The organism is Paragemmobacter ruber (genome assembly GCF_009908315.1).
Lineage (GTDB): Bacteria > Pseudomonadota > Alphaproteobacteria > Rhodobacterales > Rhodobacteraceae > Paragemmobacter > Paragemmobacter ruber.
In genome coordinates, this window is sequence record NZ_JAAATW010000002.1 from 94,255 (window position 1) to 119,621 (window position 25,367).

A 25,367-nucleotide genomic window follows, 5' to 3' on the forward strand; every position below is an offset into this window, starting at 1 on the left:
GCGATTAACCGTTATTCGCGGGACGCGCGGTCGGACGCAAGGTCTTTTCCTGCGGTGCGACAGAGGGGCTGGTGTCGTTTGAGAAGTCGGGCGTTTCCTGTGGCGCTGCCTGCGCTGTTGCCGGGCTGGTTTCTGCCGCCGCATCCGCCGGGGCCGCCGCACCTGCCGGGGCGGCAGGCGCCGCGGCGGTGTCGGTTGCGGGTGTGGCGGGGGCGCCGATCAGGGTGAATTCGATCCGGCGGTTGGCCTCGCGCCCCTCTTCGGTGCCGTTGTCGGCGATCGGGCTTTCTTCGCCATAGCCCACGGCCTTGAGCGTGGAGACATCCACCCCGCTTTCCGCCAGCGCCACCAGCACCGCTTTTGCACGGTCTTCTGACAGGGTGCGGTTGTTGCGTTCGGTGCCTTGCGAATCCGTATGGCCGGCCACCTCGATCGGGACGCCCGGGCATTGGCCCAGCAGTTCCGACAGGGCCGCCACAAGCGGGCGGGAGGCGTCGGAGATGTCGTCCGAACCCGGATCGAAGGTGATCTTGTCGCGCTCCAACAGGGCGGTGATGTTGGCCACGCAGGCCGCGCCGTCCGACGGCGGGGCAAGCGCCGGGATGACCGTGCCATCGGCAGCGGCCGTCGCCGTGGCAGGGGGGGCGGCCGACGGATCGGCGGCGGCGGTTGCCACGGCAGGCGCGCCGATCAGGGTAAATTCGATGCGGCGGTTCGCCTCGCGCCCCTGTTCCGTGTCATTGTCGGCGATGGGGCGGCTTTCGCCATAGCCCACGGCGCGCATCTGCCCCACCTCTACGCGGCGGCCCTGCAGCGCCAGCAGCACCGCCTCGGCCCGGGCCTGCGACAGGGCGCGGTTGCCTTCTTCCGATCCCTGCGAATCCGTGTGACCGGCGATTTCCAGTGGCATCACGGCACATTCGTTCAGCGTATCGGCGATCCGCGTCATCAATTGCCCGGTCTGGGCGTCGATTTCGGCTGATCCGGGGGGGAAGGTGATCTTTTGCCCGGCCAGAAGCCCGTTCACCGTGGCCAGACATTCCTGCGGCGTCGGCAGGGCGGCCAGCGGATCACGCTCTTCATCATAGCGGACGCTGACCTTGAACTGCTGCCCTTGGCCGAGCTTGCCCGAAAGGATCTGGCTCACCCGGTCGCTGGCCGAGAGCGAGCCGGTCACCCCCGACACCTCGACTGTGTCCTCGCGCACCAGAAGGTTGCCCTCGTCCAGTTCGGCCAGCGCCTCGAGCCCCGCCAGAACCCGGACGGGCCAGCCATCGGGCAATTCCGCATCCAGCCGCGTGGCATTGTAGACGCGGCCTGCGCCAAAGGCCGCCTTGGCCAGGCTGTCCACGGCGGCGCGTTGCAATTCATCCGTCAGGCGTCCCCGCATCTCGACCCGGCCTTCGGGGTTCAGGGTGGCGGTGAATTCGGCCGGGCCGGCGGCGGCCGCGTCGGGACGCGGCAGCGTGGCATCGAGCGAAAAGGCCTGCGGCAGCGCGGCCTCCAACTCGCCCAGCGCGCGATCGAAGGCGGCCTGTTCGGTGCCCTCGGCCGCCACCAGCGAAATGTCGGCATCCGAGAACGTCACCGTTCCTTGCCCCATGGCGGCGATGGCGCGGATCGCGGCTTCGGCCGCCTCGGCCCAGCGCGGGCTGGGCACGCCAAGGCCCACGGTGCAGGAGGCCTTGCCCTCCAGCCCGGCGGCGGTGGCGGCGGCGAGGATACGCGTGCGCGCGGCATCGGTATCGGCCGAACAGGCATCGAACCGCGCGCCTTGGGCATCCTTGACGAAGCGCAGCGTGAAGGGGGTGATCACCGGGCGCGGGGCTGAGATGTCGATGCTGAGCGCCAGCCCCTCGGGGCGCAGGCGTGCCAGTTCGGATTCGAGCGTCCGCTTCTCGGCCTCGCTGGTGGCGATGGCGGTCACGGCCACGGCATCCGCCGCAACCGAGATTTTCGACCGGGGCAGCAGGCGCAGCGCCGCCAGGCCGAAATCAAAGGCCGCCTGCCAGCTTTCGGGTGGGGCATAGGCGGCGGTTTCCAGCATGTCGGCCACGGCGATGCCGCGCGACAGCTCTTCTGCGGCGGCGGTGAGGGTGGCCTCGGCCTCGCCCTCGGGCAGAAGGCCGATCAACTGGATCCCGTCGTCATTGCGCAGCATTTCGATGGAAAAGCGGGGGGCTTCGATGCTGGTTGCGGGCGTGACCTGCAACTCGTCGCGCACGCGCCCGCTGTCGATCACCGTTCCGGCGATGTTGACCGCGCGGAAGCGCGCCGCTTCGTTCGGTGCGGTGCCGGACAGGATGACCAGCATGCCATCGGCGCTGGCTTCGACCCAGGTGATGCCCTCATTGCCCAGCGCGTAATTCACCGCCTTGAGCGAGCGCCGCTCGATCACCGCTGCCGCCGTCATCGCGATGAAGACGGCAAAAGCCCCGGCCCCGGCAAAGGCGAACAGCGCGATCATGCCCTGCGACGGACGCCCGCCCCGCAGGCCGGGCAGCCGAAATTCGGGTTTCCTGTCGCCTTTGGGGCGGAGTGCAGAGAGATCGGGCCGGGGCAGGCGCAGCTTTGGCAGGCGCATCGGGCAGCTTTCCTTCGGGCGCTGGTCGGAGCGCCGCGTCGGGCGCTGGTCAGGGCGCGGCCACCCCCATGCCATTGGGGGATTCTGTCCGCGCCAGCCGTGCTTACGGCGCAGGCCTGCAAGGTTCAATCAAACGAGTGTCGCAGCGGCAAGAAACAGCGCAGGGATCAGCCCCGTGTCGCGATTGGCGCGGAACAGGCGCAGGCACAGCGCGGGGTCGTCGATGTTCAACTGGCGCAACTGCCACAGCATGTGCCAGCCCATCGCCCAGACCCCCGCCAGCGCAATCAGCAGGGGCCACGGGCTGGCCAGGGGCAACAGCGCCGCGATCACCGCCGCTGCCATCAGCGTGACGGTCGCGATCAGGAACCCCGCCAGCCAGCGCCCGGTATTGCGGTCAAACAGCCGCGCGGTGGACCGCACCCCGATCAGCGCGTCATCCTCGCGGTCCTGATGGGCATAGATCGTGTCGTAGAACAGCGTCCAGACGAAGCCCGCCGCATACAGCAGGACGGGCGCCACCGACAGGCTGCCCTCGGCCGCCGCCCAGAGCAGTAGCGCGCCCCAATTGAAGGCAAGGCCAAGAAAGGCCTGCGGCCACCATGTGAACCGCTTGGCAAAGGGATAGATGGCCACCAGCGCCAGCGACCCCACGCCCAGCGCGATGGCCAGCGGGTGATAGGTGAACAGGATCACGGCGGCGACCATCGCCTGCGCCCCCATCCAGATCACCGCCTGCCGCACGCTGATCTGTCCCGACGGCAGGGGGCGCGACCGGGTGCGCGCAACGGCGGCGTCGATGTCGCGGTCGGTGATGTCGTTCCATGTGCAGCCCGCCCCGCGCATCAGAAACGCGCCCAGACCTGCGGACAGCATCAGCCACAGATCGCCGCCGGTAAAGCCGCCCCGGGCCGCGGCCGCCAGCGCAACGGCCCAGAGGCAGGGCAACCACAGAAGCCATGTCCCGATGGGCCGGTCGGCCCGCGACAGGCGCAGATAGGGGCGGCTGGCGGCCGGGGCCAGCGTATCGACCCAGTTGCCGCGCGGGGCATCGGCGACGGTGCCGTTTGGACCTTGGGTTTCCCTCCGGGCCTCTGGCATTGCGGGCGGTTGGGTCATAGGGTGCCGATCATGGATGCGAAGGTTCGTCTTTATGTAGAGCAGCCCCTTGGGCAGGGGCAAGCCGTCGCCCTGACGGCGGATCAGGCGCATTACCTGTTTGCGGTGATGCGGCTGGCCGTGGGGGCGGTGGTGGCCCTGTTCAACGGGCGGGATGGTGAATGGCGGGCCGAGGTGGCCGAGGCGGGCAAGCGCGGCGGCGTGCTGGTCTGTCAGGCCCAGACCCGGCCCTTGCTGATGCCGCCCGACCTCTGGCTTCTTTTCGCGCCAATCAAGAAGGCGCGGACGGATTTCATCGTGGAAAAGGCGGTAGAAATGGGCGCCCGCCGCATCCTGCCTGTCCAGACGCGGCACACCAATTCCGAACGCATCCGGCAGGACAGGTTGCAGGCCCATGCGGTGGAAGCGGCCGAACAATGCGGCGGCACCTTCGTGCCTGAGGTGGCCGAACTGGCGGCGCTGGATCGCCTTCTGGCAGGCTGGCCCGCCGATCGGCGCATCCTGTGGTGTGACGAGTCGCTCATGGGTGCGGCGCAGCTGCTGTCGGGGGGGCTGGCGGGCGAACCTCGTGGGCCATGGGCGATACTGATCGGGCCTGAGGGCGGATTTTCGGATCAGGAAAAGGCGCGTCTGCGCGCGATGCCGCAGGTGCTGGCCGTCAGCCTTGGCCCGCGCATCCTGCGGGCGGATACGGCGGCGGTGGCGGCGCTGGCGCTGTGGCAGGCCAGCCTTGGGGATTGGCGGCCATGATCCGGCGCGAGGTGCGGTTGGTGCTGTGGCAATGGCGCGAAGTGCTGCTTGCCGCCGCTGTTGCAGGCGCGGGCCTCTGGATCGCGGCACAGGGCGGGCTGGTGCTGGTGCCCATCGGGCTGTTCGTGGCGGGGTTGGCGCTGGCGGCGGCACTGCAGGGGTGGCGGCGGATGCGCTTTGCCCAAGGGGCCGAGGCGCCGGGGATCGTCGAGGTGGACGAGGCGCAGATCTCCTATATGGGGCCGCAGGTGGGCGGGTTCATCAGCGTGGCCGAACTGGTGGAGGTGCGGCTGGTGACGTTGCGCGGGCGGCGGCTTTGGCGGTTGCGTCAGGCCGACGGGCAGGCGCTTCTGGTGCCGGTCGATGCGGCGGGGGCGGATGCGCTGTTCGATGTCTTTGCCGCGCTGCCCGGCATGGATATGGCGGCGCTGTTGTCTGCGCTGGATCCGCAGGGCGATGGCACGGGGCAAGTGAGGGGGCAAGTGGCGGGGCGCGGTCTGGTGGCGGGCGAAACGATGCAGGTGATCTGGCGCCGGGCCGGGCGCGGTGTCGCGGCGGTCTAGACCGGACGCGCCATCCCGCCCCTGTGCGAGCGCCCCTTGACTTGACCGTGCAGTCAAAGCACCAGATGAGGCCTTGAAGAAAAGCGAAGATCGGAGCCTTCCACATGTCGATTCCCCAATCCGGCGGCGGGCCGATCGAAAGCTTTTCCCAGCTGGCGGAATTCATGGAATCCGGCTGCAAGACCAAGGACTTGTGGCGCATCGGGACCGAGCATGAAAAATTTGGCTGGCTGACCGACACGCGCCGCCCGCTTCCCTATGACGGCGCGCGGTCGATCAGCGCGCTGTTTGCGGGGCTTGAGGCGCGCTTCGGCTGGACCCCCGTGCGCGAGGGCGACAACGTGATCGGGCTGACGCGGAACGGGGCGAATATCAGCCTTGAACCCGGCGGGCAGTTCGAACTGTCGGGCGCGGCCTTTGACAGCGTGACCGAGACCGACGCCGAATTGCGCAATCACCTTGATGAGGTGCGGGCGCTGGCCGAACCGCTGGGCATCCGCTTCATGGGGATCGGCGCCGCGCCGGAATGGCGGCACGAGGATATGCCGGTCATGCCCAAGGGGCGCTACCGGCTGATGACCGATTACATGGGCCGCGTCGGCACCCATGGCACGCAGATGATGTACCGCACCTCGACCGTGCAGGTGAATCTCGACTACGCCTCCGAGGCGGACATGGTGAAGAAGCTGCGCGTCTCGCTGGCCTTGCAGCCGGTGGCGACGGCGCTGTTCGCCTCGTCGCCGTTCTTCGAGGGGCGCGAGAACGGGCACAAGTCGTGGCGGTCGCGCATCTGGCGGGGGCTGGACAATGCGCGCACGGGGATGCTGCCCTTCGCCTTTGACGAAGGCTTTGGGTTTCAGGCCTATGTGGATTGGGTCCTCGATGTGCCGATGTATTTCGTCTATCGCGACGGAAAGTATATCAACGCGCTGGGCCAATCCTTCCGCGATTTCCTGAAGGGGGAATTGCCGGCCTTGCCGGGTGAGAAGCCCACGCTGTCGGACTGGGCCGATCACATGACGACCGTGTTCCCCGAGGCGCGGGTGAAACGGTATATCGAGATGCGCGGCGCCGATTGCGGGGATCAGGCGCATATCGTGGCGCTGCCTGCCTTCTGGGTGGGGCTGATGTATGACCAGACGGCGCTGGATGCGGCGTGGGATCTGGTGAAGGGCTTGGATGCGGAAACGCGGGAAGGCCTGCGCGTCGCGGCCTCGGTCGCCGGGCTGGCGGGCGAGGCGGGCGGCGTGCGCATCGCCGATCTGGCGCGGGCGGCGGTGGCCCTGTCCCATGCCGGCCTCGCAGGACGGGGCCGGGGCGAGGAGCGCTATCTCGGGCCGCTGGTGCGCGCGGTGGAGACGGGTCAGACGCAGGCCGACCGGTGGCTCGACCTCTACCGTGGGGAATGGGCGGGCGATCTGTCGAACCTCTATGAGGCGGCCAGCCTGTAGCGCCCGGTGCCAAGGCGCGGGTGTCCCCGCGCCCTGGTCGCCACAGCCTCAGGCCGGGATCGGCGGCAGGCCGAAGCGGTTCGGCAGGGTGTCGCCACGCTTGATGAAGAAGACGATCAGCACGATCAGCCCGATCAGCGGGATGAACCCGATCAGCAGCCACCACCCCGTGCGGTCGATGTCATGCAGCCGCCGCGCGCCAACGGCGATCGACGGCAGCAGCGTCACCAGCGCCCAGATCCCGCCCAAGAGGCCGGGCGAGATCACATTCAGGATCAGCGCGATGATCATGCTGAAAAGGAAAAACCACCAGTATTCCGACCGCCGCGCGCGGCCCTCGAATGTGGCATATTTGGAAAATACGGCCTTTACGGCCTCGATCATGTTCATTTCGGTTCCCTCGTTACGTCTTTTGGCCAAACCCTGCGCCATTGGCAGCGATGGCATGCCAAGCGTTGCGCAGGATGGCGCGCCGATCAACCGGGATTTCGGGGCAGGGTGCGGGGCGCCGCAGGCGATCATGCGCGTCAGGGGGCGTTCCGCCCCCTCTGGGCCATGCGGCCCATTCACCCCCTGAGGGTATTTTCCGCCAAGATGAAGCGGGCGGTCAGGTGGCGGTCTTCTTGCCGATCTTGGGTTCGGTGCCATCGCGCAGGCGGCGGATGTTGGCGGCGTGGCGCAGCCAGACAAGGATCGCCAGCAAAAGCGCAAGGATGACCATGTCGGAATAGCCCGCAAAGGCCAGATAGCCCGGAGACAGCGCCGCCGCCGCGAGGGCAGAGGCAGAGGAGATGCGCGTCAGCGCCGCCGTCACCGCCCATGTCGCGCAGGCCAGAAGGCCGATGGGCCAGGCCAGCGCCAGAAGGATGCCGAGGAAGGTGGCCACGCCCTTGCCGCCCTTGAACCCCAGCCAGACCGGGTAGAGATGCCCGAGGAAGGACCCCAGCGCCGCCACCTGCGCCGCATCGTCGCCCACAACCGCGCGCGCGATCAGTACGGCGATCCCGCCCTTGGCCGCATCAAGGATCAGCGTCGCCGCCGCGGCGCCCTTGTTCCCCGTCCGCAGCACATTGGTGGCGCCGATATTGCCCGATCCGATCTTGCGCAGATCGCCCAAGCCCAGCGCGCGGGTGATGACCACGCCAAAGGGGATGGAGCCCAGAAGATAGGACAGGACCGCCGTCAGGATCAGGGCGAGCGGGGCCGAGGTGAGTTCGGGCAGAAAGATCATGCGCTGTAGACCCGGGTTCCGTTCAAGAATGTGGCCAGCACCTTACCTTCCATGCGCTGGCCGTCAAACGGGGTGTTCTTGGATTTCGACTGCAGCTTGAACCGATCAAGCAGGAAAGGCGCGTCGGGATCGAACAGGACCAGATCGGCGGGTGCGCCCAGTGCCATGCGCCCCTGCGGCAGGCCCAGCCGCCGCGCCGGGTTCAGCGACAGCGCGCGGAACAGGGCGGGCAGGTCCAGATGCCCGGCGTGGTAAAGCCGCATCGCGGCGGGCAGCAGCGTTTCCAGCGCCACCGCGCCGGGGGCGGCCTCTTCAAAGGGCAGGCGCTTGGATTCCTCATCCGCCGGGGTGTGCATGGAGGAGATGCAGTCGATGGTGCCATTCGCCACCGCCTCGACCATCGCCAGACGGTCCTCTTCCGACCGCAGGGGCGGGGTCAGCTTGAAGAAGGTGCGATAGTCGCCAAGATCAATCTCGTTCAGCGTGAGGTGGTGGATCGAGGTGCCAGCGGTCACATCCAGACCCGCGTCGCGCGCCCGGCGCAGGGCGGGCAGGCTGTGGGCGGTGGTGATCTGGTCGGCGTGGTAGCGCACGCCCGTCATCTCGACCAGCGCGAGGTCGCGTTCCAGCCCCATCCGTTCCGCGATGGGCGATACGGCAGGCAGCCCGCGGAGTGAGGCGAATTTGCCCGACGTGGCGGCGGCGCCCTTCGACAGGACGGGATCCTGCGGATGGCCGATCACCAGCGCGCCCAAGGCGCGGGCATAGGTGAAGGCGCGCGACAGGACTTTGGCATCCGGGGTGACGGCGAAGGCATCGGTGAAGGCGATGGCGCCTGCATCCAGAAGAAAGCCGATCTCGGTCATCTCGCGCCCCTCGCGCCCCTTGGTCAGGGCGGCCATGTGGCGGATGCGGACGGGCGACGCCTCGGCCGCGCGGCGGGTGACGAATTCCAGCGTCTCGGGCGTGTCGATGGCGGGCAGGGTGTCAGGCCGGGCGATGATGGTGGTCACGCCCCCGGCCGCCGCCGCAAGCCCGGCAGAGCGGAAGGATTCCCGGTGCCGTTCGCCCGGTTCGCCGATCTTGACGCCGATATCCACGATGCCGGGGGCAAGGTGGTGGCCGCCACAGTCGATCTCGGCCGCGCCCTTTGGCTTGGCCCCGTTGATCGCGGCGATCACGCCTTTGGCCAGCGTCACGCTGCCCGGGGTGACGGTGCCGGCCTCGGGGTCGATCAGTCGGGCGTTGGTCAGATGCAGCGTGGTCATCGGCGGACGTCACTTTCCGGGGGGTGTGCGGGCATGGGGGCGAACCCTATCCCAGCACGAAATAGACGGTGAAGAGGGCAAGGAAGATCAGGACAAGGGCCGCGACCTTGCCGCCCTGCTTCATCTCGTCCTTGGTGGGTTTGCGGTCGGGATCGGGGGTCATGGGGCGGGTCCGTTCTGGAATTCGGGTCGATGTCTGCCCTCGTTCGCCCAATACATCGCGCGGTTGGCGTCATTCAGATCAAGGCCGACGAAGATGACAGTTTTTGCATTTTCAAACCTGACAGCACCGGTCCAATCGACCCTCGCGAGGTCGCGGTCAAGCGGATGGCGATGAACTTTTTCGGGCTTGTTCCCGTTTATCATCACTGCATGGGATGTGCTGACACCCAAGTAGTTCAGCCATGGACGCGCGTAAGCCTGCCAGACATTGTAAAGGCTGTAGACAGAAAGATGGGCCAAAGCGATGACCCCAGGCCAAGCAAAAATGTAAAGTTTCTGGCAGGACGGACTGCCATCCCCCGAACAATACTCAGCCATGCTTTGGCCCCATGGCGCAATGTAGAGGAAGAAGAAAGTCGCCGGGACGGCTACGATTGCAAGCCACACCCATCGTATCACAAACCGCGAAACTGGCACTTCAGCAGCCCACAAGAGGCGCTCCGTCTTTACCAACGCCTTCCCTAGCGCGGGCGGCGGCGAACCGTGCCTGCCGATTTCCCAAATCCTGTAGACACCGGCCGCTGTCATCGCCCGCTCACACCATCGTCCCCACGATCTTGCGCCCGCGTTCCAGCCGCAGGTTGCGGGCCAAAAGGTCCATGCAGGCCATGCGGACGGCCACCCCCATCTCCACCTGATCCTGAATGACCGACCGGTTGATGTCATCGGCGAGGTCGCCGTCGATCTCCACCCCCCGGTTCATGGGGCCGGGATGCATCACGATGGCGTCGGGCTTAGCGTGTGACAGCTTGTCGGCGTCCAGCCCGTAGCGGTGGTAATATTCACGTTCTGACGGTATGAAGCCGCCATCCATGCGCTCCTTCTGTAGGCGCAGCATCATCACCACATCGGCGCCCGCAAGACCCGCCTTCATGTCATCAAACACCTCTGCCCCGAAGGCGCCGATGCCTGCGGGCATCAGCGTGGGCGGGCCGATCAGGCGGATGCGGTTTTCCATCTTGCCCAAGAGGATCAGGTTGGACCGGGCCACGCGGGAATGGGCGATGTCGCCGCAGATGGCCACGGTCAGGCGCTGGATGCGGCCCTTGGCGCGGCGGATCGTCAGCGCGTCGAGCAGCGCCTGCGTGGGATGTTCGTGCCGCCCGTCGCCCGCGTTCAGCACCGCGCAATTCACCTTGGACGCCAGAAGGTTGACCGCGCCCGAAGACGGGTGCCGCACGACCAAGAGATCGGGGTGCATGGCGTTCAGCGTCAGCGCCGTGTCGATCAGCGTCTCGCCCTTCTTCACCGATGAATGGCCCACCGCCATGTTCATCACATCGGCCCCCAGCCGCTTGCCCGCCAGTTCGAAACTGGCCTGCGTGCGGGTGGAGTTTTCAAAGAACATGTTGATCTGCGTCATCCCGGCCAGCACGTCGGATTGCTTCACCGTGCGGCGGTTCAGATCGACATAGCGATCGGCCAGATCCAGCACCGTGGTGATTTCCAGCGGGGCGAGCGGTTCGATGCCGAGGAGGTGGCGGGCGCGGAAGGTCATCTGGTCCTCCTTCGGGGGCTATCGGGGCTTATAGGCAGGGGCGGGGGTTCGGGCAAGCCGCCCGCTTGCGGGCGAAATTCGTTCGAACGAATTTGCAAATTTCTTCGAAGAAATTTGGCTGTGGCGCGGGGGCGGGGGCGACCTTAGGTTTGCGGCCATGGGAATCGACTTCGACACCACGACGCCGGAAGGCTGGCAGGCGGCGCTGGCGGCGCTGCAATGGCAGCTGGAACTTGGCGTGACCGAAGTGATCGGCGAAACGCCCGCCAACGCCTATGACCTTGCCGATCGCGCGCCATGGCTGGCGCCTGCCGCCGCCTCCGCCGCCCCCGCCGGTTCGGGGCGAGGCGAGGCGCGCCCCCCCGCGCGGGCGGCGGAACCCTATGTTCCCCAGATCAGCGCCGAAGAGCGTGCGGCACAGGCCGCCGATGCCGCCGTGGCCGAGGCGCAGGCGCGTGCGGGGGCGGCCGGGTCGCTCGATGCGCTGCGCGAGGCGATGGCGGCCTACGACCATTGCGAGTTGAAGAAGGGCGCGCGCAACCTTGTCTTTGCCGATGGCCGGGCGGGGGCGCGGGTTCTGGTGCTGGGCGAGGCGCCGGGCCGCGACGAGGATCTCGAAGGTCGCCCCTTCGTCGGCGCGGCGGGCCAGTTGCTGGACCGGATGTTCGCGGCCATCGGGCTGTCGCGCGACAATCCCGACCTGCAGCATGCCCTCTATATCACCAATGTCATGCCGTGGCGGCCACCGGGCAACCGGGAACCCACGCCCGAGGAAATCGCCATGATGCGGCCCTTTGTCGAACGCCACATCGCGCTGGCCGCGCCCGAGGTGATCGTCCTGATGGGCAACACGCCCTGCGCGGCCTTGCTGGGGGCGAAGGGCATCCTGCGGCTGCGCGGGAACTGGACCACGGCGCTGGGCCTGCCCGTCATGCCCATGACGCACCCGGCCTATCTGTTGCGCAACCCCGTGGCCAAGCGCGAGGCATGGGCCGACCTTCTGGAAATCAAGGCCAAGCTGAACGGGCCAAGCTGAGGGCAATATGAGCCGGATCGACGAAACCAAGGATTTCATTCCCGTCCGCATCGCCGTGCTGACGGTCAGCGACACGCGCACCCCAGCCGATGACCGGTCGGGCGACACGCTGGTGGACCGGCTGACCGAGGCGGGGCATCTGCTCGCTGCCCGTGACATCGTGCCGGATGACCGCGGCACCATCGCGGCACAGTTGCGCGCTTGGATCGCCGATCCGGGGGTGGATGTGATCCTGACCACGGGCGGCACAGGCCTGACAGGGCGCGATGTCACGGTAGAGGCGCATCGCGATGTCTATGAGAAAGAGATCGAGGCCTTCGGAACCGTCTTCACCATCGTGTCGATGCAGAAGATCGGCACCAGCGCCGTGCAGTCGCGGGCCTGCGGCGGCGTGGCGGGGGGGACCTATCTCTTTGCCCTTCCGGGCAGCCCCGGTGCCTGCCGCGATGCCTGGGACGAGATCCTGAAATGGCAGTTCGACTATCGCCACCGCCCCTGCAACTTTGTCGAGATTTTTCCCCGGCTCGAGGAACATCGTCGGCGCAAGTAGCGACAGAATCGCGCCGGGGCCGCGTTCAACACCGGGATTGTCCGGTTTCACGCAGGCTTCATTGGCGTTGCGTGGCGCGCGGGCTAGGCTGCGCTGGGCTAGGCTGGCCGGGCCGGCTGGGGCAGGTGCAAAGGGAGTGTCATGCGGTTCTTCGGACGCGCGATGGGCGGGCTGTTTCTCGCTGCGGTGACGGCGGCGCTCTTGGCGCTGGCGGTGGGAGTTGTCGCCGCGGCCCTGCGCGAGCGGATGGCGGCGGGCGGGCCGCCCGCGCCCACGCCGGAACGCGTGGTGTCGGCCAATGTCCTGCCGGTGGAGGCCGGGCGCATCACCCCGGTGCTGACGGCCTATGGCGAGGTGCGGGCGGTGCGCACGCTGGAACTGCGCGCGCCGCAGGGCGGGCGCGTGGCGGAACTGTCGCCCCGCTTTGCCGATGGCGGCGCGGTGACGGCGGGCGAGGTGCTGCTGCGGCTCGATCCGGCCGAGGCGACGGCTGCGCGCGATCTGGCTGCGGCGGCGCTGGCCGAGGCCGAGGCGGCGGAACGCGAGGCGGGCCGTTCGCTGTTGCTGGCCCGCGATGACCTGACGCAGGCCGAGGCGCAGCTTGCCCTGCGCGCGCAGGCGGTGCAGCGCCAGCGCGACATCGCGGCGCGCGGCGCGGGGTCTGCGGCGGCGGTCGAGACGGCGGAACTGGCGCAGGCGCAGGCGCAGCAGGCGCTGCTCTCCAGCCGCGCCGCCCTTGCGCAGGCCGAGGCGGCGGTGGACCAGACCGCCATCGCCGTCACCCGCGCGCGCATCTCGCTGACCGAGGCCGAGCGGGTGCTGTCCGAAACCGTGATCCGGGCAGAGTTCGACGGGCGGCTCGATGGCGTGCTGCCGGTGGTGACCGGCGGGCAGATCACCGCTAATGAGGTGCTTGGCCGCATCATCGACCCCGCCGCGCTGGAAGTGGCCTTCCGGCTGTCCACCGCGCAATATGCCCGCCTGATCGACGCGCAGGGTGCCCCGATCCCTGCGCCCGTGACCGTGCGGCTGGATGTGGCCGGGGCGTCCCTTGTGGCGACAGGCCGGATCCTGCGCGCCGGCGCCTCGGGCGCCGAGGCAGGGGGCGGGCGTGTGGTCTATGCCGCGCTGGATGCGGCCCCCGGCCTGCGCCCCGGCGATTTCGTGACGGTCGAGGTGGCGGAACCCCCGCTGGATGCGGTGGCCGAACTGCCCGCCACGGCGGTGGATGCCGCAGGCCGCGTGCTGGCCCTGAACGCCGAGGACAGGCTGGAGGATGTGGCCGTCGCGGTGCTGCGCCGGCAGGGCGACCGCGTGATCGTGGCGCCCGGCGCGCTGGTGGGGCGCGAGGTGGTGGCCGAACGCTCGCCGCTGATCGGGGCAGGGATCAAGGTCCGCCCGGTGCGCCCCGGCACCGAACAGGCCGCCGCCGAACCCGCGCTGGTGGACCTGTCCGAGGATCGCCGCGCCGCCCTGATCGCGGCGGTGGAGGGTAACGCGCGGATGCCGGACGAGGTGAAGGCGCAGCTGATCGAACAGCTGCAGCAGGACCGCGTGCCCGCCGATCTGGTGGCCCGCATCGAAGCGCGGGCGGGCGGCTGATGCGGTCGCGGGGCGTCCTGTCCTATTTCGTGCGTCACCGGACGCTGGCCAACCTTGTGATGGTGCTGATGCTTGTGGGCGGGCTGGTCGCCGCGATGAACATCCGCGCCCAGTATTTCCCCGATGTCGTCCTGTCCGAGGTGGACGTTTCCGTGGCCTGGCCCGGTGCCGGGGCCGAGGATGTGGATCGCGGCATCGTGCAGGTGTTGGAACCGGCCCTGAAAGCGGTCGAAGGCGTCGCGGCCACCTATGCCCGATCCTTCGAGGGCCGCGCCTCCATCGAGATCGAGTTCGAACCCGGCGTCAATCTTGATCGCGCGACGCAGGATGTCACGACGGCGGTCGATGGCGTGACGACCCTGCCCGAAGATGCCGAAGAGCCCGAGATCAGCCGTGGCTCGTGGCGCGATCAGGTGACGGATGTGGTGATCAGCGGCCCGGTCGGCGTGGATCAGCTGGCGCGTCTGGCCGATGAATTCACCGGGCGGCTGTTCACCGCAGGCGTGACCCGCGTCACCATCACCGGCCTTGCCGCGCCACAGACGATTGTCGAGGTCACGCCCGTTGCCCTGATGCGCCATGACGTGACGATGGAACAGATCGCCGCCGCCATCGCCGCCGCCACCGTCACGCGCCCGGCGGGCGAGGTAGCGACCGGCGCCGCCCGCGTGCGGACGGGTGAGGAACGCCGCGCGGCCGATGCGATTGGCGACATCGCGCTGCGCGCGGCGGCGGATGGCACGGTGCTGCGCATCCGCGACGTGGCCACGATCCGGGTGGAAGGCGCCGACCGGGGCCGCGCGGCCTTTGTCGGCGCGAACCCCGCCATGGTGATCCGCGTGGAGCGCGGCCCGGAAGGCGACGCGATCGACCAGCAGGCCCGCGTGGCGCAGGCGGTGGAGGCCATGCGCCCCGACCTGCCGCAGGGCGTGACGCTGGATCTTGTGCGCGCGCGCGCCGACCAGATCACCGACCGGCTTTCGCTGATGCTCGACAACGCGCTGTCGGGCCTCGTCCTTGTGGTGCTGATGCTGTTTCTGTTCCTGAACGGGCGTATCGCGCTTTGGGTGGCGGCAGGCATACCGGTGGCCACGCTGGCCGCCATCGGGGTGATGTGGATGGGCGGCGTCACGCTGAACATGATTTCGCTGTTCGCGCTGATCCTCGTGCTGGGCGTGATCGTGGACGATTCCATCGTGGTGGGCGAACACGCCGATTTCCGGGTCCGTCACTTGGGCGAAAGCCCGGTGGTCGCCGCCGAACGCGCCGCGCTGCGGATGGCGGGGCCGGTGCTGGCCTCGACCCTGACGACGGTGATCGCCTTCCTCGCGCTGGCGGCCATCGGCGGGCGCTTCGGCGATCTGATCGAGGATATCCCCTTCACCGTCATGGCGGTGATGATCGCCTCATTGATCGAATGTTTTCTGATCCTGCCCAATCACATGGCCCATGCGCTGGCGGATTCGGTGAAGGAAAAGTGGTACGATGCACCCAGCCGTTTCACCAACCGCTGGCTAAACCGTTTCAAGGACGCCGCGATGAAACCCCTGATGCGCGCCGTGATTGCGGCGCGCTATCCGGTGCTGGCGGCGGCGGTGCTGGCCTTGGCGACGCAAGCCGCGCTGTTCCTGCGCGGCGACGTGCCCTTCCGCTTTTTCAACGCGCCGGAACAGGGCTCGCTCAGCGGGAATTTCTCCATGCTTCCCGGGGCCACGCGCGAGGATACGCTTGCCATGATGGCCGAGATGCAGCGCGCCGTCGCCGCCACGGGCGCGGCCTTTGAGGCCGAACACGGCCTGAACCCGGTGATCTTTGTCATGGCCGAGGTGGGCGGCGGGTCCGGGCGGGGCCTGTCAGGCGCGGCCACCAAGGACGCCGATCTTCTGGGCGGCATCTCGGTGGAAATCGTGGACCCCGACCTGCGCCCCTATTCGGCCAATGCCGTCATCGCCGCGATCGAGGCCGAGGTGCGCCGCCATCCCCTGCTGGAGGAAATGAGCTTCCGTGGCGGCCGCTTCGGCCCCGGCGGCGCGGCGCTGTCGGTGGATTTCTACGGCGCCGATGCGGACGTGCTGAAAGCCGCGGCCGAGGCGCTCAAGACCCGGCTGGCCGTCTTTCCCGAAGTGTCGGGGCTGGAAGACACGCTCGCCTATGACAAAGAGGAGCTTGTCCTCAGCCTGACGCCCACGGGGCAGGCCATGGGCTTCACCATTGATGGGCTTGCGGGCGACCTGCGTGACATGCTGGCTGGGATCGAGGCCGCCACCTATCCCGACGGCCCCCGCTCGGCCGCGATCCGGGTGGAACTGCCCGAAGGCGAGCTGACGGCAGATTTCCTTGACCGCGTGCAGGTGCGGGCCAGCGCGCCGGATGGCGCGTCGGTCTATGTGCCGCTGGCCGATATCGTGACCGTGGCCCGCGCTTCGGGCTTTTCCTCGGTCGTGCGGGAAAACGGGCTGCGCGTCGTCACCGTATCGGGCGAGTTGTCCGAAGATGACCCCGCCCGCGCGACCGAGGTTCAGACGGCCCTGCGGGCCGAGATCGTGCCGCAGATCGAACAGGATTTCGGCGTGCGCGCCCGCTTCTCGGGGCAGGCCGAGCAGGAACAGGAATTCCTCAGCGGCGCGGCCGTGGCGGTGATCCTTGCCCTGCTGGGCATCTATCTGTGCCTTGCCTGGATCTTCGCCAGCTGGTCGCGCCCCATGGTGGTGATGTCGGTCATCCCCTTTGGCCTTGTCGGTGCGATCTTCGGCCACTGGGTCTGGGACGTGCCGCTGTCGATGTTCTCCATCGTCGGCATCATCGGCATGTCGGGAATCATCGTGAACGACTCCATCGTTCTCGTCTCGACCATCGACGAATATTCGGAAAAACGCGGGCTGATCCCGGCGGTTGTGGATGCGGTGGCCGACAGGCTGCGCCCGGTGCTGCTTACCACGCTGACCACCGTGCTGGGGCTGGCGCCGCTGCTCTTCGAACGGTCGAGCCAGGCCGAGTTCCTGAAGCCTACGGTCGTCACGCTGGTCTTCGGTCTGGGCTTCGGCATGTTCCTCGTGCTGCTGGTGGTGCCCGCGATCACGGTGGTGCTGGCCGATATCGGCAAAAGGCTGCGCGCGCTGCGGCGCGGGCTGCGCCTTGGTCTGCGCGGCGGGCGTGCGCGCCGTGGCATTGCCGGGGCGGCGGCGGTGGTGGCGGGGCTGTGGCTGGCGGTGATGGGGCCGGTGGTGGCGCAGGGCGCGCTGCCGGGCTGGCTCACGGGGATGCTGCCGGCCCTTGCTGCGGCACCCGTGGGGATGACCGCGGTCCTGGTCGTGACGATGGGTGCGGCGCTGGTCGCGGCTGCGGTCTGGGTGATGGCACGGCGCGCGCCTCCGCCCCGGCGCCGGGGCTAGCGGCGCCTCTCCGACTGGCACCCGATTGGCCCCCGGTTTGGCCGCGCGGCCATCACGGCGCGGGGCAGCCCCGGATTTCCACCGCCTTGCGATCTGAAATCACCGTGACCGTCACCCCGGACCGATCCAGCGCGAAGGGCGTGCCCTGTGGTGGCACCATCTCTGCGCTTGCGGTCAAGATGCCGCCCTGGCGGCTGGCGCTGGCCTCGGACACCCAGACATCGGACAGGCCGCTTTCAAAGATTACCGTCTCGTCGCGGCCGCCCTGCGGCAGATCCATCGTTGCGGTGATGCGCAGGCCATCGTCGATCGGCTCCACCGCGCAGCCGATGCCGCCCAGCCCGGCTTGCCGCGCCGAAATCGGCTGGTCGGCCAGCGCGGCATCAATCGCCGGATCGGGCGCGCCCGGCCCTGCGATCAGTGAATCGAGCGACAGGCTCGCCGGGATACAGATGTCATCGCAGACCCCAAGCTCCACCTGCGCGCGCAGACGCACGGGCTGGGACGGGTCAGCGGGGATAACTTCCATCGGCAGGACAAGATCGTTCTTGTACCCCACCGTCCGCAGGCCGTTCAGGGTAAAGACATGCGGGCGCGGCCAGTGAAAGCGCACCGCACGCAGGTTTTCGCTTCCCGACCAGTTGAAAACGGGCGGTATCCCCGCATCCCCAGGGCTGCGCCAATAGGTCTTCCATCCCGGCGCCATCGTCAGGTGCAGCGCCGCCATATGGGCGCCTGTGTCGGTCTGCCACCCGGTGCGGATTGCCGCCGTCAACACCTCCTCTTGCGAAAAGGCATGAACGGGCGCGGCGGCAGAACAAAGGGCGAGCAGGGCAAGGCAAGTATGGCGCATGCCAGCAAGGTAAGGCTTGCAGCGGAGAGAGGAAATCACGTTCCGGCGAAGGGCCGTGACAGCAAGAGACTTGAGGCGCAGCCGCAACAGGACCATCTTAAGGGCATGCAACAGGGAACGGGTGCGATGGCAGGACTGGATCTGGACGGCAAACTTCTGATCGCGATGCCGGGCATGGGCGACCCGCGCTTTGAAAAGACCGTCATCCTGATCTGCGCGCATTCCGACGAAGGGGCGATGGGGCTGATCGTCAACCGGCCCACGCGCGATCTGACCTTCGGCAATCTACTGGAACAGCTTTCCATCCCGCGCGTGCCCACAGGCCGTGACATCCGCATCCATTCCGGCGGTCCGGTGGAACGCGGGCGTGGCTTCGTCCTGCACAGCCCCGATTACACAGGCGGTCCGGCCACGATGCGGATCGGGGCGGAATACGGCATGACCGCCACGCTGGATATCCTCGAGGCGCTGGCCCGTGGCGAAGGCCCGTCGCGCGCCCTGCTCGCGCTGGGCTATTCCGGCTGGGGTCCGGGCCAGCTTGAGGGCGAGATCCTCGCCAATGGCTGGCTTGTCGCCGATGCGTCAGAGGATCTGGTCTTCTCTGCCGACGATGCCGGAAAATGGGCCGGCGCCCTGCGCGCGATGGGCATCGACCCGCTCAGCCTGTCCGCAACGGCCGGGCGGGCCTGAGCCGACCAATTTTTTCCGTTGGAGAAAATTGGGGTCCAAGCAAATTTTCCTCGGGAAAATTTGCGGGGTCTTCGCAGAAGACCCCAAGGGAAAAAGCTTTCGCAGAAAACTTTTCCGTCACGCGCCGTAAGGCACCCAGACGGTCTTGATGGCTGTCGCTTGGCGCAGGAAGTCCCGACCCTCGCCCTCCGCGCCCATCCAGTCGCGCGCACGCGCGTTGTTGACCCAGGTGCGCTTCAGGTTGGTTGCTGACTCCGCCTCGATCAGAGCGGAAAGGTCAGCAGACGAGAAGGACCATAGCGCATCCACATCCATATGGCCCGCCAAAGGCTTGGCCAGTTCGGTATGGCTGCCAGTCACGATGTTCACCACACCCGGCGGCAGGTCCGAGGTTTCCAGCACCTGATAGAGATCGGTTGCCGCCAGCGGGAAGGGGTCGGACGGCACCAGAACGCAGGTGTTGCCCATGGCGATGGCAGGCGCCATGGCCGAGATAAGGCCCAACAGCGGGGCCTCATCGGCACAAAGCGCGGCGATCACGCCCACGGGTTCGTTCAGCGCCAGCGCGATGCCCCGGATCGGCACCGATTTGGCCTGTCCGTCGAACTTGTCCGACCATGCCGCGTAGGTGAAGAGGCGCGCGATGCTGGCCTCCACCTCGGCCCGGCCATCGCGCCCCGTCAGGTCGCGCAGGCGGGCGGCGAATTCCCCGGCGCGGGCCGAAAGGTTTTCGGCGATGTAGTACAGGATCTGCGCCCGGTTGTGACCGGTGGCCTTGCCCCAGCCTTTCGCAGCATGGGCGGCTTCCACCGCGTTGCGGATGTCCTTGCGGTTGCCAAGGCCCGCATGGCCGAGCAGCTTTGCCTTGGACGAAAACACCGGGCGGGAATAGCCGCCATCCGGGCGCGTCTGCTTGCCGCCGATGAACAGCTTGGTGGTGCGGTCCAGATCGGGCACGTCGAAGCTGGCGGGTTCGGGGATCGCGGCCACCCGTTTGATGGGTTTGGCCGCGGCGGCGGGCTTCAGATAGGTCAGAAGCCCCTCCCAGCCGCCTTCGCGGCCAAAGCCGCTTTCGCGCACACCGCCAAAGCCTGCGGCGGCATCAAACAGGTTGGTCGCATTCACCCAGACGACACCGGCCCTGATCTTGGGCGCGATGTCGAGGGCGAGGTTGATGTTCTCGGTCCACAGGCTGGCGGCAAGGCCAAAGCGCGTGTTGTTGGCCAGATCCACGGCTTCCTGCGGCGTGCGGAAGGTCATCGACACAAGGACAGGGCCGAAGATTTCCTCCTGCATCAGGCGCGATGCGGTGCCAAGGCCGGTGATCAGTGTCGGCGGGTAAAAGCAGCCCTGACCGGGCAGGGGGGTCTTGGCGTGATAGACCTCACCTTCGGATCCGTTCACCATATCGGTGATCGTGGCCAGTTGCACCGGGTCCACCACGGCGCCCACGTCGATACATTTGTCCAAGGGATCGCCGATGCGCAGCCCGTCCATCCGGCGCTTCAGCCTGTCATGGAACCGCTCGGCAATGCCTTCCTGCACCAGAAGGCGCGATCCGGCACAGCAGACCTGTCCCTGATTGAACCAGATCGCATCGACCAGCCCCTCGATCGCGCTGTCGATATCGGCATCGTCGAAGACGATATAGGGGGATTTCCCCCCCAACTCCAGGGTCAGCGCCTTGCCCGTGCCCGCGGTCGCGCGGCGGATCGCGCGGCCCACGGGGGTGGAGCCGGTAAAGGCGATCTTGTCCACGCCCGGATGGGCGACCAGCGCCGCCCCGGTTTCCCCGTCGCCCGTCACGATGTTGAGCACGCCCTTGGGCAAGCCCGCCTCGCGCGTGATCTCGGCGAAGAGCAGGGCCGTCAGGGGGGTGTATTCGGCCGGTTTCAGCACCACCGTATTCCCCGCCGCAAGGGCGGGGGCGACCTTCCATGCCAGCATCAGCAGCGGAAAGTTCCACGGGATCACCGCGCCGCAGACGCCATGGGGTGCCATCCCGGGCATTTCGCTGTCCATCAACTGGGCAAGGCCCGCGTGATAGTAGAAATGCCGCGCCACAAGCGGAATGTCGATGTCGCGGGCCTCGCGGATGGGCTTGCCGTTGTCCATCGTCTCAAGCACCGCGAGCAGGCGGCTGTGCTTCTGGATCAGCCGGGCCAGCGCATAGAGGTATTTCGCCCGCGCGTGCCCCGGCAGGCGCGCCCATTTGGGTTGCGCCCGGCGCGCGGCCTTCACCGCCGCATCGACATCCCCCACCGTCCCTTGCGTGACGGTGGCCAGCACATCGCCCGTGGCGGGGTTCTTCGTGGCAAAGCCCGTCCCGGGCCGGGCGAACTGCCCATCGATGAAATGCCCGAAATTGCCCTTGTGCCGCGCCAGCCACGCCTTCACCTCGGCATTGCCTTCCGGAGCGGGGCCATAGTCCATGCGGTCGAAGATTTCCTTGATCGTCATGGTCTTATCCCATCGCATGGCGGTTGGCGGCCGAATAATGGCCGGTCAGGTAATGCTCCAGCTGGCGCTCGATATCCCCCAAAAGCGACGAGGCGCCAAAGCGGAACAGATCGGGCTGTAGCCAAGCGTGGCCCAATTCATCCTTCATCAGCGCCAGATAGAGCAGCGCATCCTTCGCCTTTGCGATGCCGCCCGCCGGCTTGTAGCCAACCTTCACCCCCGTGCGATCCTGATAGTCGCGGATCGCGCGGATCATGGTCAGCGACACGGGCAGCGTGGCGTTCACCGCCTCTTTCCCCGTGGAGGTCTTGATGAAATCGGCCCCCGCCATCATGCACACAAGCGACGCCCGGGCCACATTGCGCAGCGTTGCCAGTTCGCCGGTGGCAAGGATCGCCTTCACATGCGCCGCCCCGCAGGCCGCGCGCATTTCGCACATCTCGTCGTAAAGCGCCTGCCAATTGCCCGTCAGCACATGGCGGCGGGAAATGACGATGTCGATCTCTTGCGCGCCCGCCTTCACGCTTTCGCCGATCTCGGCGATGCGCAGGTGATAGGGCGACAGACCGGCGGGAAAGCCCGTGGACACGGCGGCGACCGGGATCCCCGATCCCTCAAGCGCGCGCACGGCGGTTTCCACCATGTCGTGATAGACGCAGACCGCGCCCACGGTCAGCCCCTCCATCCCCAGCTTTTCCAGCATCCAGGGCGAAACGGGTTGCCGCGCCTTGGCACACAGGCGCTGCACCCGGCCTGCCGTATCATCCCCCGACAGCGTGGTCAGGTCGATCAGGCTGATGGCCTTCAGAAGCCATGCCGCCTGAAACTCTTTCTTCACCGACCGTCGCCCGCCCAGCGTGGCAGCGCGGCGTTCGATGGCCGAGGTGTTGGCCTGTACGGCGGCGACCCAATCCAGATCCAGCGGCATCCCCGGATTGCGGGGGTGGGCCACTTGCGGCAACTGGGTGGTGCTGGGGCTGAGTGTATGCACGCGGTCCTCCCTTCGGACGCGGCGAAGATGCACGCAGCAAGGCCACCGCGCAAGGGCGGGGGTCGCCTCATCGGCAATTTTTTGACCTTTTGGTCAGGAATCCCGGCTGGGCAGCATCGGCTCCGCGCCCTCGGTCGTGCGGTCGAAGGTGGCCCAGTCACGGCTGACGCCGGTCTTGGGCAGGGCATCCCCGTAATGGCGGGAATGAAGATGCACCTTCGACAGATAATTCGCCGTGATCGGCGCCGTCACGAAGATGAAGATCATCACCAGCACTTCCTGCCAGGAAAAGCCGGTGCCGATCATCAGACCGTGCAGCATCGACGCGATCAGCGCCGTCCCCACCCCGATGGTCGAAGCCTTGGTCGGTGCATGCAGGCGCTGCATCCGGTCCTTCAGGCGGATCAGGCCATAACTGCCGGTCAGGCCGAAGATGCCCCCCACCACAAGCAGGACGGACAGCAGGATTTCCAGCGCAAATGTCATTCGATCACGCTCCCCCGCAGCAAATACTTGCAAAAGGCGACGGTGCCGACGAACCCGGTCAGGGCGAAGAGCATGGCCGCCTCGAAGTTGATGCCTTGTCCGGTCTGGATGCCGAACAGCACGATGATGGCGATCACGTTCACCACCATCGTGTCCAGCGCCAGCACGCGGTCGGCCACGGTGGGGCCGATGGCCAGCCGCCAGAGGTTCAGGATCAGGCCAAGGCCGAAGCAGACCATGGCTAAGCCGAGCGCGTAGGTGATCATTCAAAGATCCTCTTCAGCCGGGTTTCGTAGCGCGACTTGATGTCGTCGCGGATGGCGTCGGGGTCGGGGGCGTGCAGCGAATGGATCAACAGCACGCGGCCACAGGCCGACATGTCGGCGGTCACCGTGCCGGGCGTCATGGTGATGGTGCCAGCAAGCAGGGCAATCGCCTCGGGCGATTTCAGTTCGATCGGCACCCGCACCCAGGCCGATTGGATGCGGTCGCGCGGCATGAACAGCACGATCTTCGCCACCTGGATATTGGCAAGGATCACGTCCCAGACCACCAGCACGACATAGGAAAGAAGCGCCGGCAGGCTGTTCAGCTTTGGCCGATGCTGCCAGTATGGCGCGGTGATCAGCGGGATGATCGTGGCAAGGATCACCGCCATGACCAGACTGCCGATCTTCCACTGGTTCACCAGCAGGAACCAGGTCAGCACCAGAAACAGCGACAGATAGGGATGCGGGTACAGACGGCGCAGCATGTCAGTTCCCCTCGATCACGCCGGGCGGCGGTAACTGGTTGGCGGCGATATAGGCGTCAGGTGCGTGCAGGGCGGCGGCGGTCCCCTCCAGCCAGCCCATCACCGGCCCCGCGAACACGGTCAGCGCGACCAGCCCCGCCAGCAGTCCGCCCACCGCGACAAAGGCCAGCGGCTCTGGCCGGTGGTCCGGCTCGGCCGCGTCGCCCACGGCGTGGGACTTCCAGAACAGCACCGATCCCGCCCGACCAAAGCCCAGCACCATCAGGAAGGACGACACAAGGATCACGGTCCAGATCAGCGCCGCATCCGCGCGCAAGGCATCCAGCACCAACAGCTTGCCAAGAAAGCCCGACAGGGGCGGCATCCCCGCCAGCGCGATGGCATTGGAGAAGAACAGCCCCGCGATCAGCCCCTGCTGGGCGATGCGCGGCTGGGCCGTCAGGCTGCCATTGCCGCGCCGGTCGGCCACCAGATCGGCGATCAGGAAGATCGCCGCCGTGGCAAGGGTGGAGTGGAGCAGGTAGTACAACCCCGCCGCCGTCGCCTGCGGGGTAAAGGCGGAAAATGCGGTGAACAGCGTGCCCATCGACGCGATCCCGGCAAAGGCCGCCAGCCGGGGCAGGGTGGTCGCCCCCAAGATACCCACCGACCCGACGGCCAGCGTCACCAGCGCTGCGGGCAGCATCAGATCGGCCACCATGCTGCCGGTCGCCGCCGTCTCGGGCGGGAAGATCAGCGTCGTGGTGCGCAGGATGGCATAGGCGCCCACCTTCGTCATGATCGCAAACAGCGCCGCCACCGGGCCGGGCGCATTGGCATAGGTGCCGGGCAGCCAGAACTGCAACGGCACCAGCGCGCCCTTGATGGCAAAGACCGCCAGCATCAGCACCGCCGCCACGCGGATCAGGCCCGCTTCGCCCTCGGGCAGATCGGCGATCCGCGCCGCCAGATCGGCCATGTTCAGCGTGCCGGTCACGGCGTAAAGCGTGGCCAAGGCGAACAGGAACAGGGTCGAGGCGATCAGGTTGAAGGCGATGTACTGCACCCCCGCCCGCAGCCGATCACGCCCCGCACCATGGATCATCAGGCCGTAGGACGCGATCAGCAGCACCTCGAAGAACACGAACAGGTTGAACGCATCACCCGTCAGGAAGGCCCCGTTCAGTCCCATCATCTGGAACAGGAACAGCGCGTGGAAATGCTTGCCCCGCGAATCCCAGTCGGTCGAGATGGCATAGAACTGCACCGCCAGCGCCAAGAGCGATGTCAGCACCAGCATCAGCGCCGACAGCCGGTCCAGCATCAGCACGATGCCAAAGGGCGCGGGCCAGTTGCCCAGAAGATAGATCTCCGGCGGGTTCTGGCTGGCCGCCATCAGCAGCGCCCCCGCGATCCCCGCCAGCGCCAGCGTCGCGGCGACCGAAAACACCCGTTGCAGCATCAGATCATGCCGCATCACCAGCACGATCAGCGCCGCCACGATCGCAGGCAGCGCCACGGGCGCGATGATCCAGTGGCCCATCATTTCGAGGCCTCCTGATCCGCGTCGTCCATGTCCACCTTGTCATGGCCCGCTTCCAGCCACGCCCCCAGCGCCATCAGCACGATCACCGCTGTCATCCCGAAGGAAATCACGATCGCCGTCAGCACCAGCGCCTGCGGCAGCGGGTCGGTATAGCCCGCCGCATCGGGCGAGATGATGGCCGGCAGGCCGGGCACCAGCCGCCCCGCCGCGAAGATGAACACGTTCACCGCATAAGACAGCATCGTCAGCCCGATGATCACGGGGAAGGTGCGCAGCCGCAGCATCAGATAGATGCCCGCAGCCGTCAGCGACCCGATGGCGATGGCGATCAAGGCTTCCATG

23 protein-coding genes are annotated in these 25,367 nt (G+C 67.5%); 8 read left to right on the forward strand and 15 right to left on the reverse strand.

The genetic code is table 11. From position 1 onward, the window contains the following. Positions 1-4 precede the first annotated feature (4 nt). Both GU920_RS08890 and ubiA read right to left on the reverse strand, forming a co-directional pair. Positions 5-2,467 carry an OmpA family protein gene (locus GU920_RS08890; protein ID WP_394351560.1) on the reverse strand — a complete coding sequence of 821 codons (2,463 nt, stop codon included), beginning with the start codon at positions 2,465-2,467 and terminating at the stop codon, positions 5-7. A gap of 246 nt (positions 2,468-2,713) precedes the next feature. Then, positions 2,714-3,703: a 4-hydroxybenzoate octaprenyltransferase gene (ubiA, locus tag GU920_RS08895; RefSeq protein ID WP_235933196.1), complete on the reverse strand. Its 990-nt coding sequence runs from the start codon at positions 3,701-3,703 to the stop codon at positions 2,714-2,716. Positions 3,704-3,715: 12 nt separating this feature from the next. Between ubiA and GU920_RS08900 the strand changes: the two genes are divergently transcribed. The 3 genes from GU920_RS08900 (at position 3,716) to GU920_RS08910 (ending at position 6,467) form a co-directional block, all read left to right on the forward strand. Next, positions 3,716-4,453, forward strand: coding sequence for a 16S rRNA (uracil(1498)-N(3))-methyltransferase (locus tag GU920_RS08900; protein ID WP_201744070.1), 738 nt, complete (start codon positions 3,716-3,718; stop codon positions 4,451-4,453). After that, entirely contained in the window at positions 4,450-5,016 is a 567-nt protein-coding gene (locus GU920_RS08905; RefSeq protein ID WP_201744071.1) for a hypothetical protein, read from the forward strand. Before GU920_RS08900 ends, GU920_RS08905 begins: the two co-directional genes overlap by 4 nt. A 104-nt stretch (positions 5,017-5,120) precedes the next feature. Next, complete coding sequence (locus GU920_RS08910; RefSeq protein WP_161766685.1) at positions 5,121-6,467, forward strand: glutamate--cysteine ligase; 1,347 nt, start codon at positions 5,121-5,123, stop codon at positions 6,465-6,467. 48 nt (positions 6,468-6,515) lie between these two features. On the opposite strand, the gene GU920_RS08915 is transcribed toward GU920_RS08910, so the two are convergent. From GU920_RS08915 to GU920_RS08935, 5 genes are all read right to left on the reverse strand, one after another. Further along, positions 6,516-6,857: a DUF805 domain-containing protein gene (locus tag GU920_RS08915; protein ID WP_161766686.1), complete on the reverse strand. Its 342-nt coding sequence runs from the start codon at positions 6,855-6,857 to the stop codon at positions 6,516-6,518. Positions 6,858-7,074: 217 nt separating this feature from the next. After that, positions 7,075-7,689, reverse strand: coding sequence for a glycerol-3-phosphate 1-O-acyltransferase PlsY (gene plsY, locus GU920_RS08920; RefSeq protein WP_394351561.1), 615 nt, complete (start codon positions 7,687-7,689; stop codon positions 7,075-7,077). A gap of 5 nt (positions 7,690-7,694) precedes the next feature. Continuing rightward, on the reverse strand, positions 7,695-8,966 hold the full coding sequence (gene pyrC, locus GU920_RS08925) for a dihydroorotase (RefSeq protein WP_161766688.1): 1,272 nt from the start codon (positions 8,964-8,966) through the stop codon (positions 7,695-7,697). 159 nt (positions 8,967-9,125) lie between these two features. Beyond that, positions 9,126-9,506 carry a hypothetical protein gene (locus GU920_RS08930; RefSeq protein ID WP_161766689.1) on the reverse strand — a complete coding sequence of 127 codons (381 nt, stop codon included), beginning with the start codon at positions 9,504-9,506 and terminating at the stop codon, positions 9,126-9,128. A gap of 217 nt (positions 9,507-9,723) precedes the next feature. Next, complete coding sequence (locus GU920_RS08935; protein ID WP_161766690.1) at positions 9,724-10,686, reverse strand: aspartate carbamoyltransferase catalytic subunit; 963 nt, start codon at positions 10,684-10,686, stop codon at positions 9,724-9,726. Between the two features lie 157 nt (positions 10,687-10,843). Here GU920_RS08935 and GU920_RS19810 point away from each other — a divergent pair, with 157 nt between their 5' ends. From GU920_RS19810 to GU920_RS08955, 4 genes are all read left to right on the forward strand, one after another. After that, positions 10,844-11,722 carry a uracil-DNA glycosylase gene (locus GU920_RS19810; RefSeq protein ID WP_161766691.1) on the forward strand — a complete coding sequence of 293 codons (879 nt, stop codon included), beginning with the start codon at positions 10,844-10,846 and terminating at the stop codon, positions 11,720-11,722. 7 nt (positions 11,723-11,729) lie between these two features. Next, positions 11,730-12,272 carry a molybdenum cofactor biosynthesis protein B gene (gene moaB, locus GU920_RS08945; RefSeq protein ID WP_161766692.1) on the forward strand — a complete coding sequence of 181 codons (543 nt, stop codon included), beginning with the start codon at positions 11,730-11,732 and terminating at the stop codon, positions 12,270-12,272. 141 nt (positions 12,273-12,413) lie between these two features. Continuing rightward, on the forward strand, positions 12,414-13,874 hold the full coding sequence (locus GU920_RS08950) for an efflux RND transporter periplasmic adaptor subunit (protein WP_161766693.1): 1,461 nt from the start codon (positions 12,414-12,416) through the stop codon (positions 13,872-13,874). Next, complete coding sequence (locus GU920_RS08955) at positions 13,874-17,266, forward strand: efflux RND transporter permease subunit (RefSeq protein ID WP_161766694.1); 3,393 nt, start codon at positions 13,874-13,876, stop codon at positions 17,264-17,266. The genes GU920_RS08950 and GU920_RS08955 overlap by 1 nt, the downstream gene beginning before the upstream one ends. Before the next feature lie 52 nt (positions 17,267-17,318). On the opposite strand, the gene GU920_RS08960 is transcribed toward GU920_RS08955, so the two are convergent. Further along, positions 17,319-18,119 carry a protein-disulfide reductase DsbD domain-containing protein gene (locus GU920_RS08960; RefSeq protein WP_161766695.1) on the reverse strand — a complete coding sequence of 267 codons (801 nt, stop codon included), beginning with the start codon at positions 18,117-18,119 and terminating at the stop codon, positions 17,319-17,321. A gap of 135 nt (positions 18,120-18,254) precedes the next feature. On the opposite strand from GU920_RS08960, the gene GU920_RS08965 reads away from it, so the two are divergent. Then, positions 18,255-18,809: a YqgE/AlgH family protein gene (locus tag GU920_RS08965; RefSeq protein WP_161767312.1), complete on the forward strand. Its 555-nt coding sequence runs from the start codon at positions 18,255-18,257 to the stop codon at positions 18,807-18,809. 117 nt (positions 18,810-18,926) lie between these two features. Here the strand turns inward: GU920_RS08965 and GU920_RS08970 are convergent, their stop codons facing one another. The 7 genes from GU920_RS08970 to GU920_RS09000 form a co-directional block, all read right to left on the reverse strand. Beyond that, positions 18,927-21,269 (reverse strand): aldehyde dehydrogenase family protein, encoded by a 2,343-nt coding sequence (locus GU920_RS08970; protein ID WP_161766696.1) that lies wholly within the window; start codon positions 21,267-21,269, stop codon positions 18,927-18,929. A gap of 4 nt (positions 21,270-21,273) precedes the next feature. Next, positions 21,274-22,260 (reverse strand): deoxyribose-phosphate aldolase, encoded by a 987-nt coding sequence (gene deoC, locus GU920_RS08975; protein ID WP_161766697.1) that lies wholly within the window; start codon positions 22,258-22,260, stop codon positions 21,274-21,276. A gap of 93 nt (positions 22,261-22,353) precedes the next feature. Continuing rightward, positions 22,354-22,746 (reverse strand): Na+/H+ antiporter subunit G, encoded by a 393-nt coding sequence (locus GU920_RS08980; protein ID WP_161766698.1) that lies wholly within the window; start codon positions 22,744-22,746, stop codon positions 22,354-22,356. Continuing rightward, positions 22,743-23,012 (reverse strand): K+/H+ antiporter subunit F, encoded by a 270-nt coding sequence (locus GU920_RS08985; RefSeq protein ID WP_161766699.1) that lies wholly within the window; start codon positions 23,010-23,012, stop codon positions 22,743-22,745. Before GU920_RS08985 ends, GU920_RS08980 begins: the two co-directional genes overlap by 4 nt. After that, positions 23,009-23,500 carry a Na+/H+ antiporter subunit E gene (locus tag GU920_RS08990; protein ID WP_161766700.1) on the reverse strand — a complete coding sequence of 164 codons (492 nt, stop codon included), beginning with the start codon at positions 23,498-23,500 and terminating at the stop codon, positions 23,009-23,011. Before GU920_RS08990 ends, GU920_RS08985 begins: the two co-directional genes overlap by 4 nt. Before the next feature lies 1 nt (position 23,501). Next, entirely contained in the window at positions 23,502-25,022 is a 1,521-nt protein-coding gene (locus GU920_RS08995) for a monovalent cation/H+ antiporter subunit D (protein WP_161767314.1), read from the reverse strand. Continuing rightward, on the reverse strand, positions 25,022-25,366 hold the full coding sequence (locus tag GU920_RS09000) for a Na+/H+ antiporter subunit C (protein WP_161766701.1): 345 nt from the start codon (positions 25,364-25,366) through the stop codon (positions 25,022-25,024). Before GU920_RS09000 ends, GU920_RS08995 begins: the two co-directional genes overlap by 1 nt. Position 25,367: the final 1 nt, after the last annotated feature.

Bases quoted from the DNA above. Each gene is read 5' to 3' on its own strand.
- GU920_RS08890 (WP_394351560.1), bottom strand. From the start codon at position 2,467: ATGATCGCGCTGTTCGCCTTTGCCGGGGCCGGGGCTTTTGCCGTCTTC.
- ubiA (WP_235933196.1), bottom strand. From the start codon at position 3,703: ATGACCCAACCGCCCGCAATGCCAGAGGCCCGGAGGGAAACCCAAGGT.
- GU920_RS08900 (WP_201744070.1), top strand. From the start codon at position 3,716: ATGGATGCGAAGGTTCGTCTTTATGTAGAGCAGCCCCTTGGGCAGGGG.
- GU920_RS08905 (WP_201744071.1), top strand. From the start codon at position 4,450: ATGATCCGGCGCGAGGTGCGGTTGGTGCTGTGGCAATGGCGCGAAGTG.
- GU920_RS08910 (WP_161766685.1), top strand. From the start codon at position 5,121: ATGTCGATTCCCCAATCCGGCGGCGGGCCGATCGAAAGCTTTTCCCAG.
- GU920_RS08915 (WP_161766686.1), bottom strand. From the start codon at position 6,857: ATGAACATGATCGAGGCCGTAAAGGCCGTATTTTCCAAATATGCCACA.
- pyrC (WP_161766688.1), bottom strand. From the start codon at position 8,966: ATGACCACGCTGCATCTGACCAACGCCCGACTGATCGACCCCGAGGCC.
- GU920_RS08930 (WP_161766689.1), bottom strand. From the start codon at position 9,506: ATGGCTGAGTATTGTTCGGGGGATGGCAGTCCGTCCTGCCAGAAACTT.
- GU920_RS08935 (WP_161766690.1), bottom strand. From the start codon at position 10,686: ATGACCTTCCGCGCCCGCCACCTCCTCGGCATCGAACCGCTCGCCCCG.
- GU920_RS19810 (WP_161766691.1), top strand. From the start codon at position 10,844: ATGGGAATCGACTTCGACACCACGACGCCGGAAGGCTGGCAGGCGGCG.
- moaB (WP_161766692.1), top strand. From the start codon at position 11,730: ATGAGCCGGATCGACGAAACCAAGGATTTCATTCCCGTCCGCATCGCC.
- GU920_RS08950 (WP_161766693.1), top strand. From the start codon at position 12,414: ATGCGGTTCTTCGGACGCGCGATGGGCGGGCTGTTTCTCGCTGCGGTG.
- GU920_RS08955 (WP_161766694.1), top strand. From the start codon at position 13,874: ATGCGGTCGCGGGGCGTCCTGTCCTATTTCGTGCGTCACCGGACGCTG.
- GU920_RS08960 (WP_161766695.1), bottom strand. From the start codon at position 18,119: ATGCGCCATACTTGCCTTGCCCTGCTCGCCCTTTGTTCTGCCGCCGCG.
- GU920_RS08970 (WP_161766696.1), bottom strand. From the start codon at position 21,269: ATGACGATCAAGGAAATCTTCGACCGCATGGACTATGGCCCCGCTCCG.
- GU920_RS08980 (WP_161766698.1), bottom strand. From the start codon at position 22,746: ATGACATTTGCGCTGGAAATCCTGCTGTCCGTCCTGCTTGTGGTGGGG.
- GU920_RS08985 (WP_161766699.1), bottom strand. From the start codon at position 23,012: ATGATCACCTACGCGCTCGGCTTAGCCATGGTCTGCTTCGGCCTTGGC.
- GU920_RS08990 (WP_161766700.1), bottom strand. From the start codon at position 23,500: ATGCTGCGCCGTCTGTACCCGCATCCCTATCTGTCGCTGTTTCTGGTG.
- GU920_RS08995 (WP_161767314.1), bottom strand. From the start codon at position 25,022: ATGGGCCACTGGATCATCGCGCCCGTGGCGCTGCCTGCGATCGTGGCG.
- GU920_RS09000 (WP_161766701.1), bottom strand. From the start codon at position 25,366: ATGGAAGCCTTGATCGCCATCGCCATCGGGTCGCTGACGGCTGCGGGC.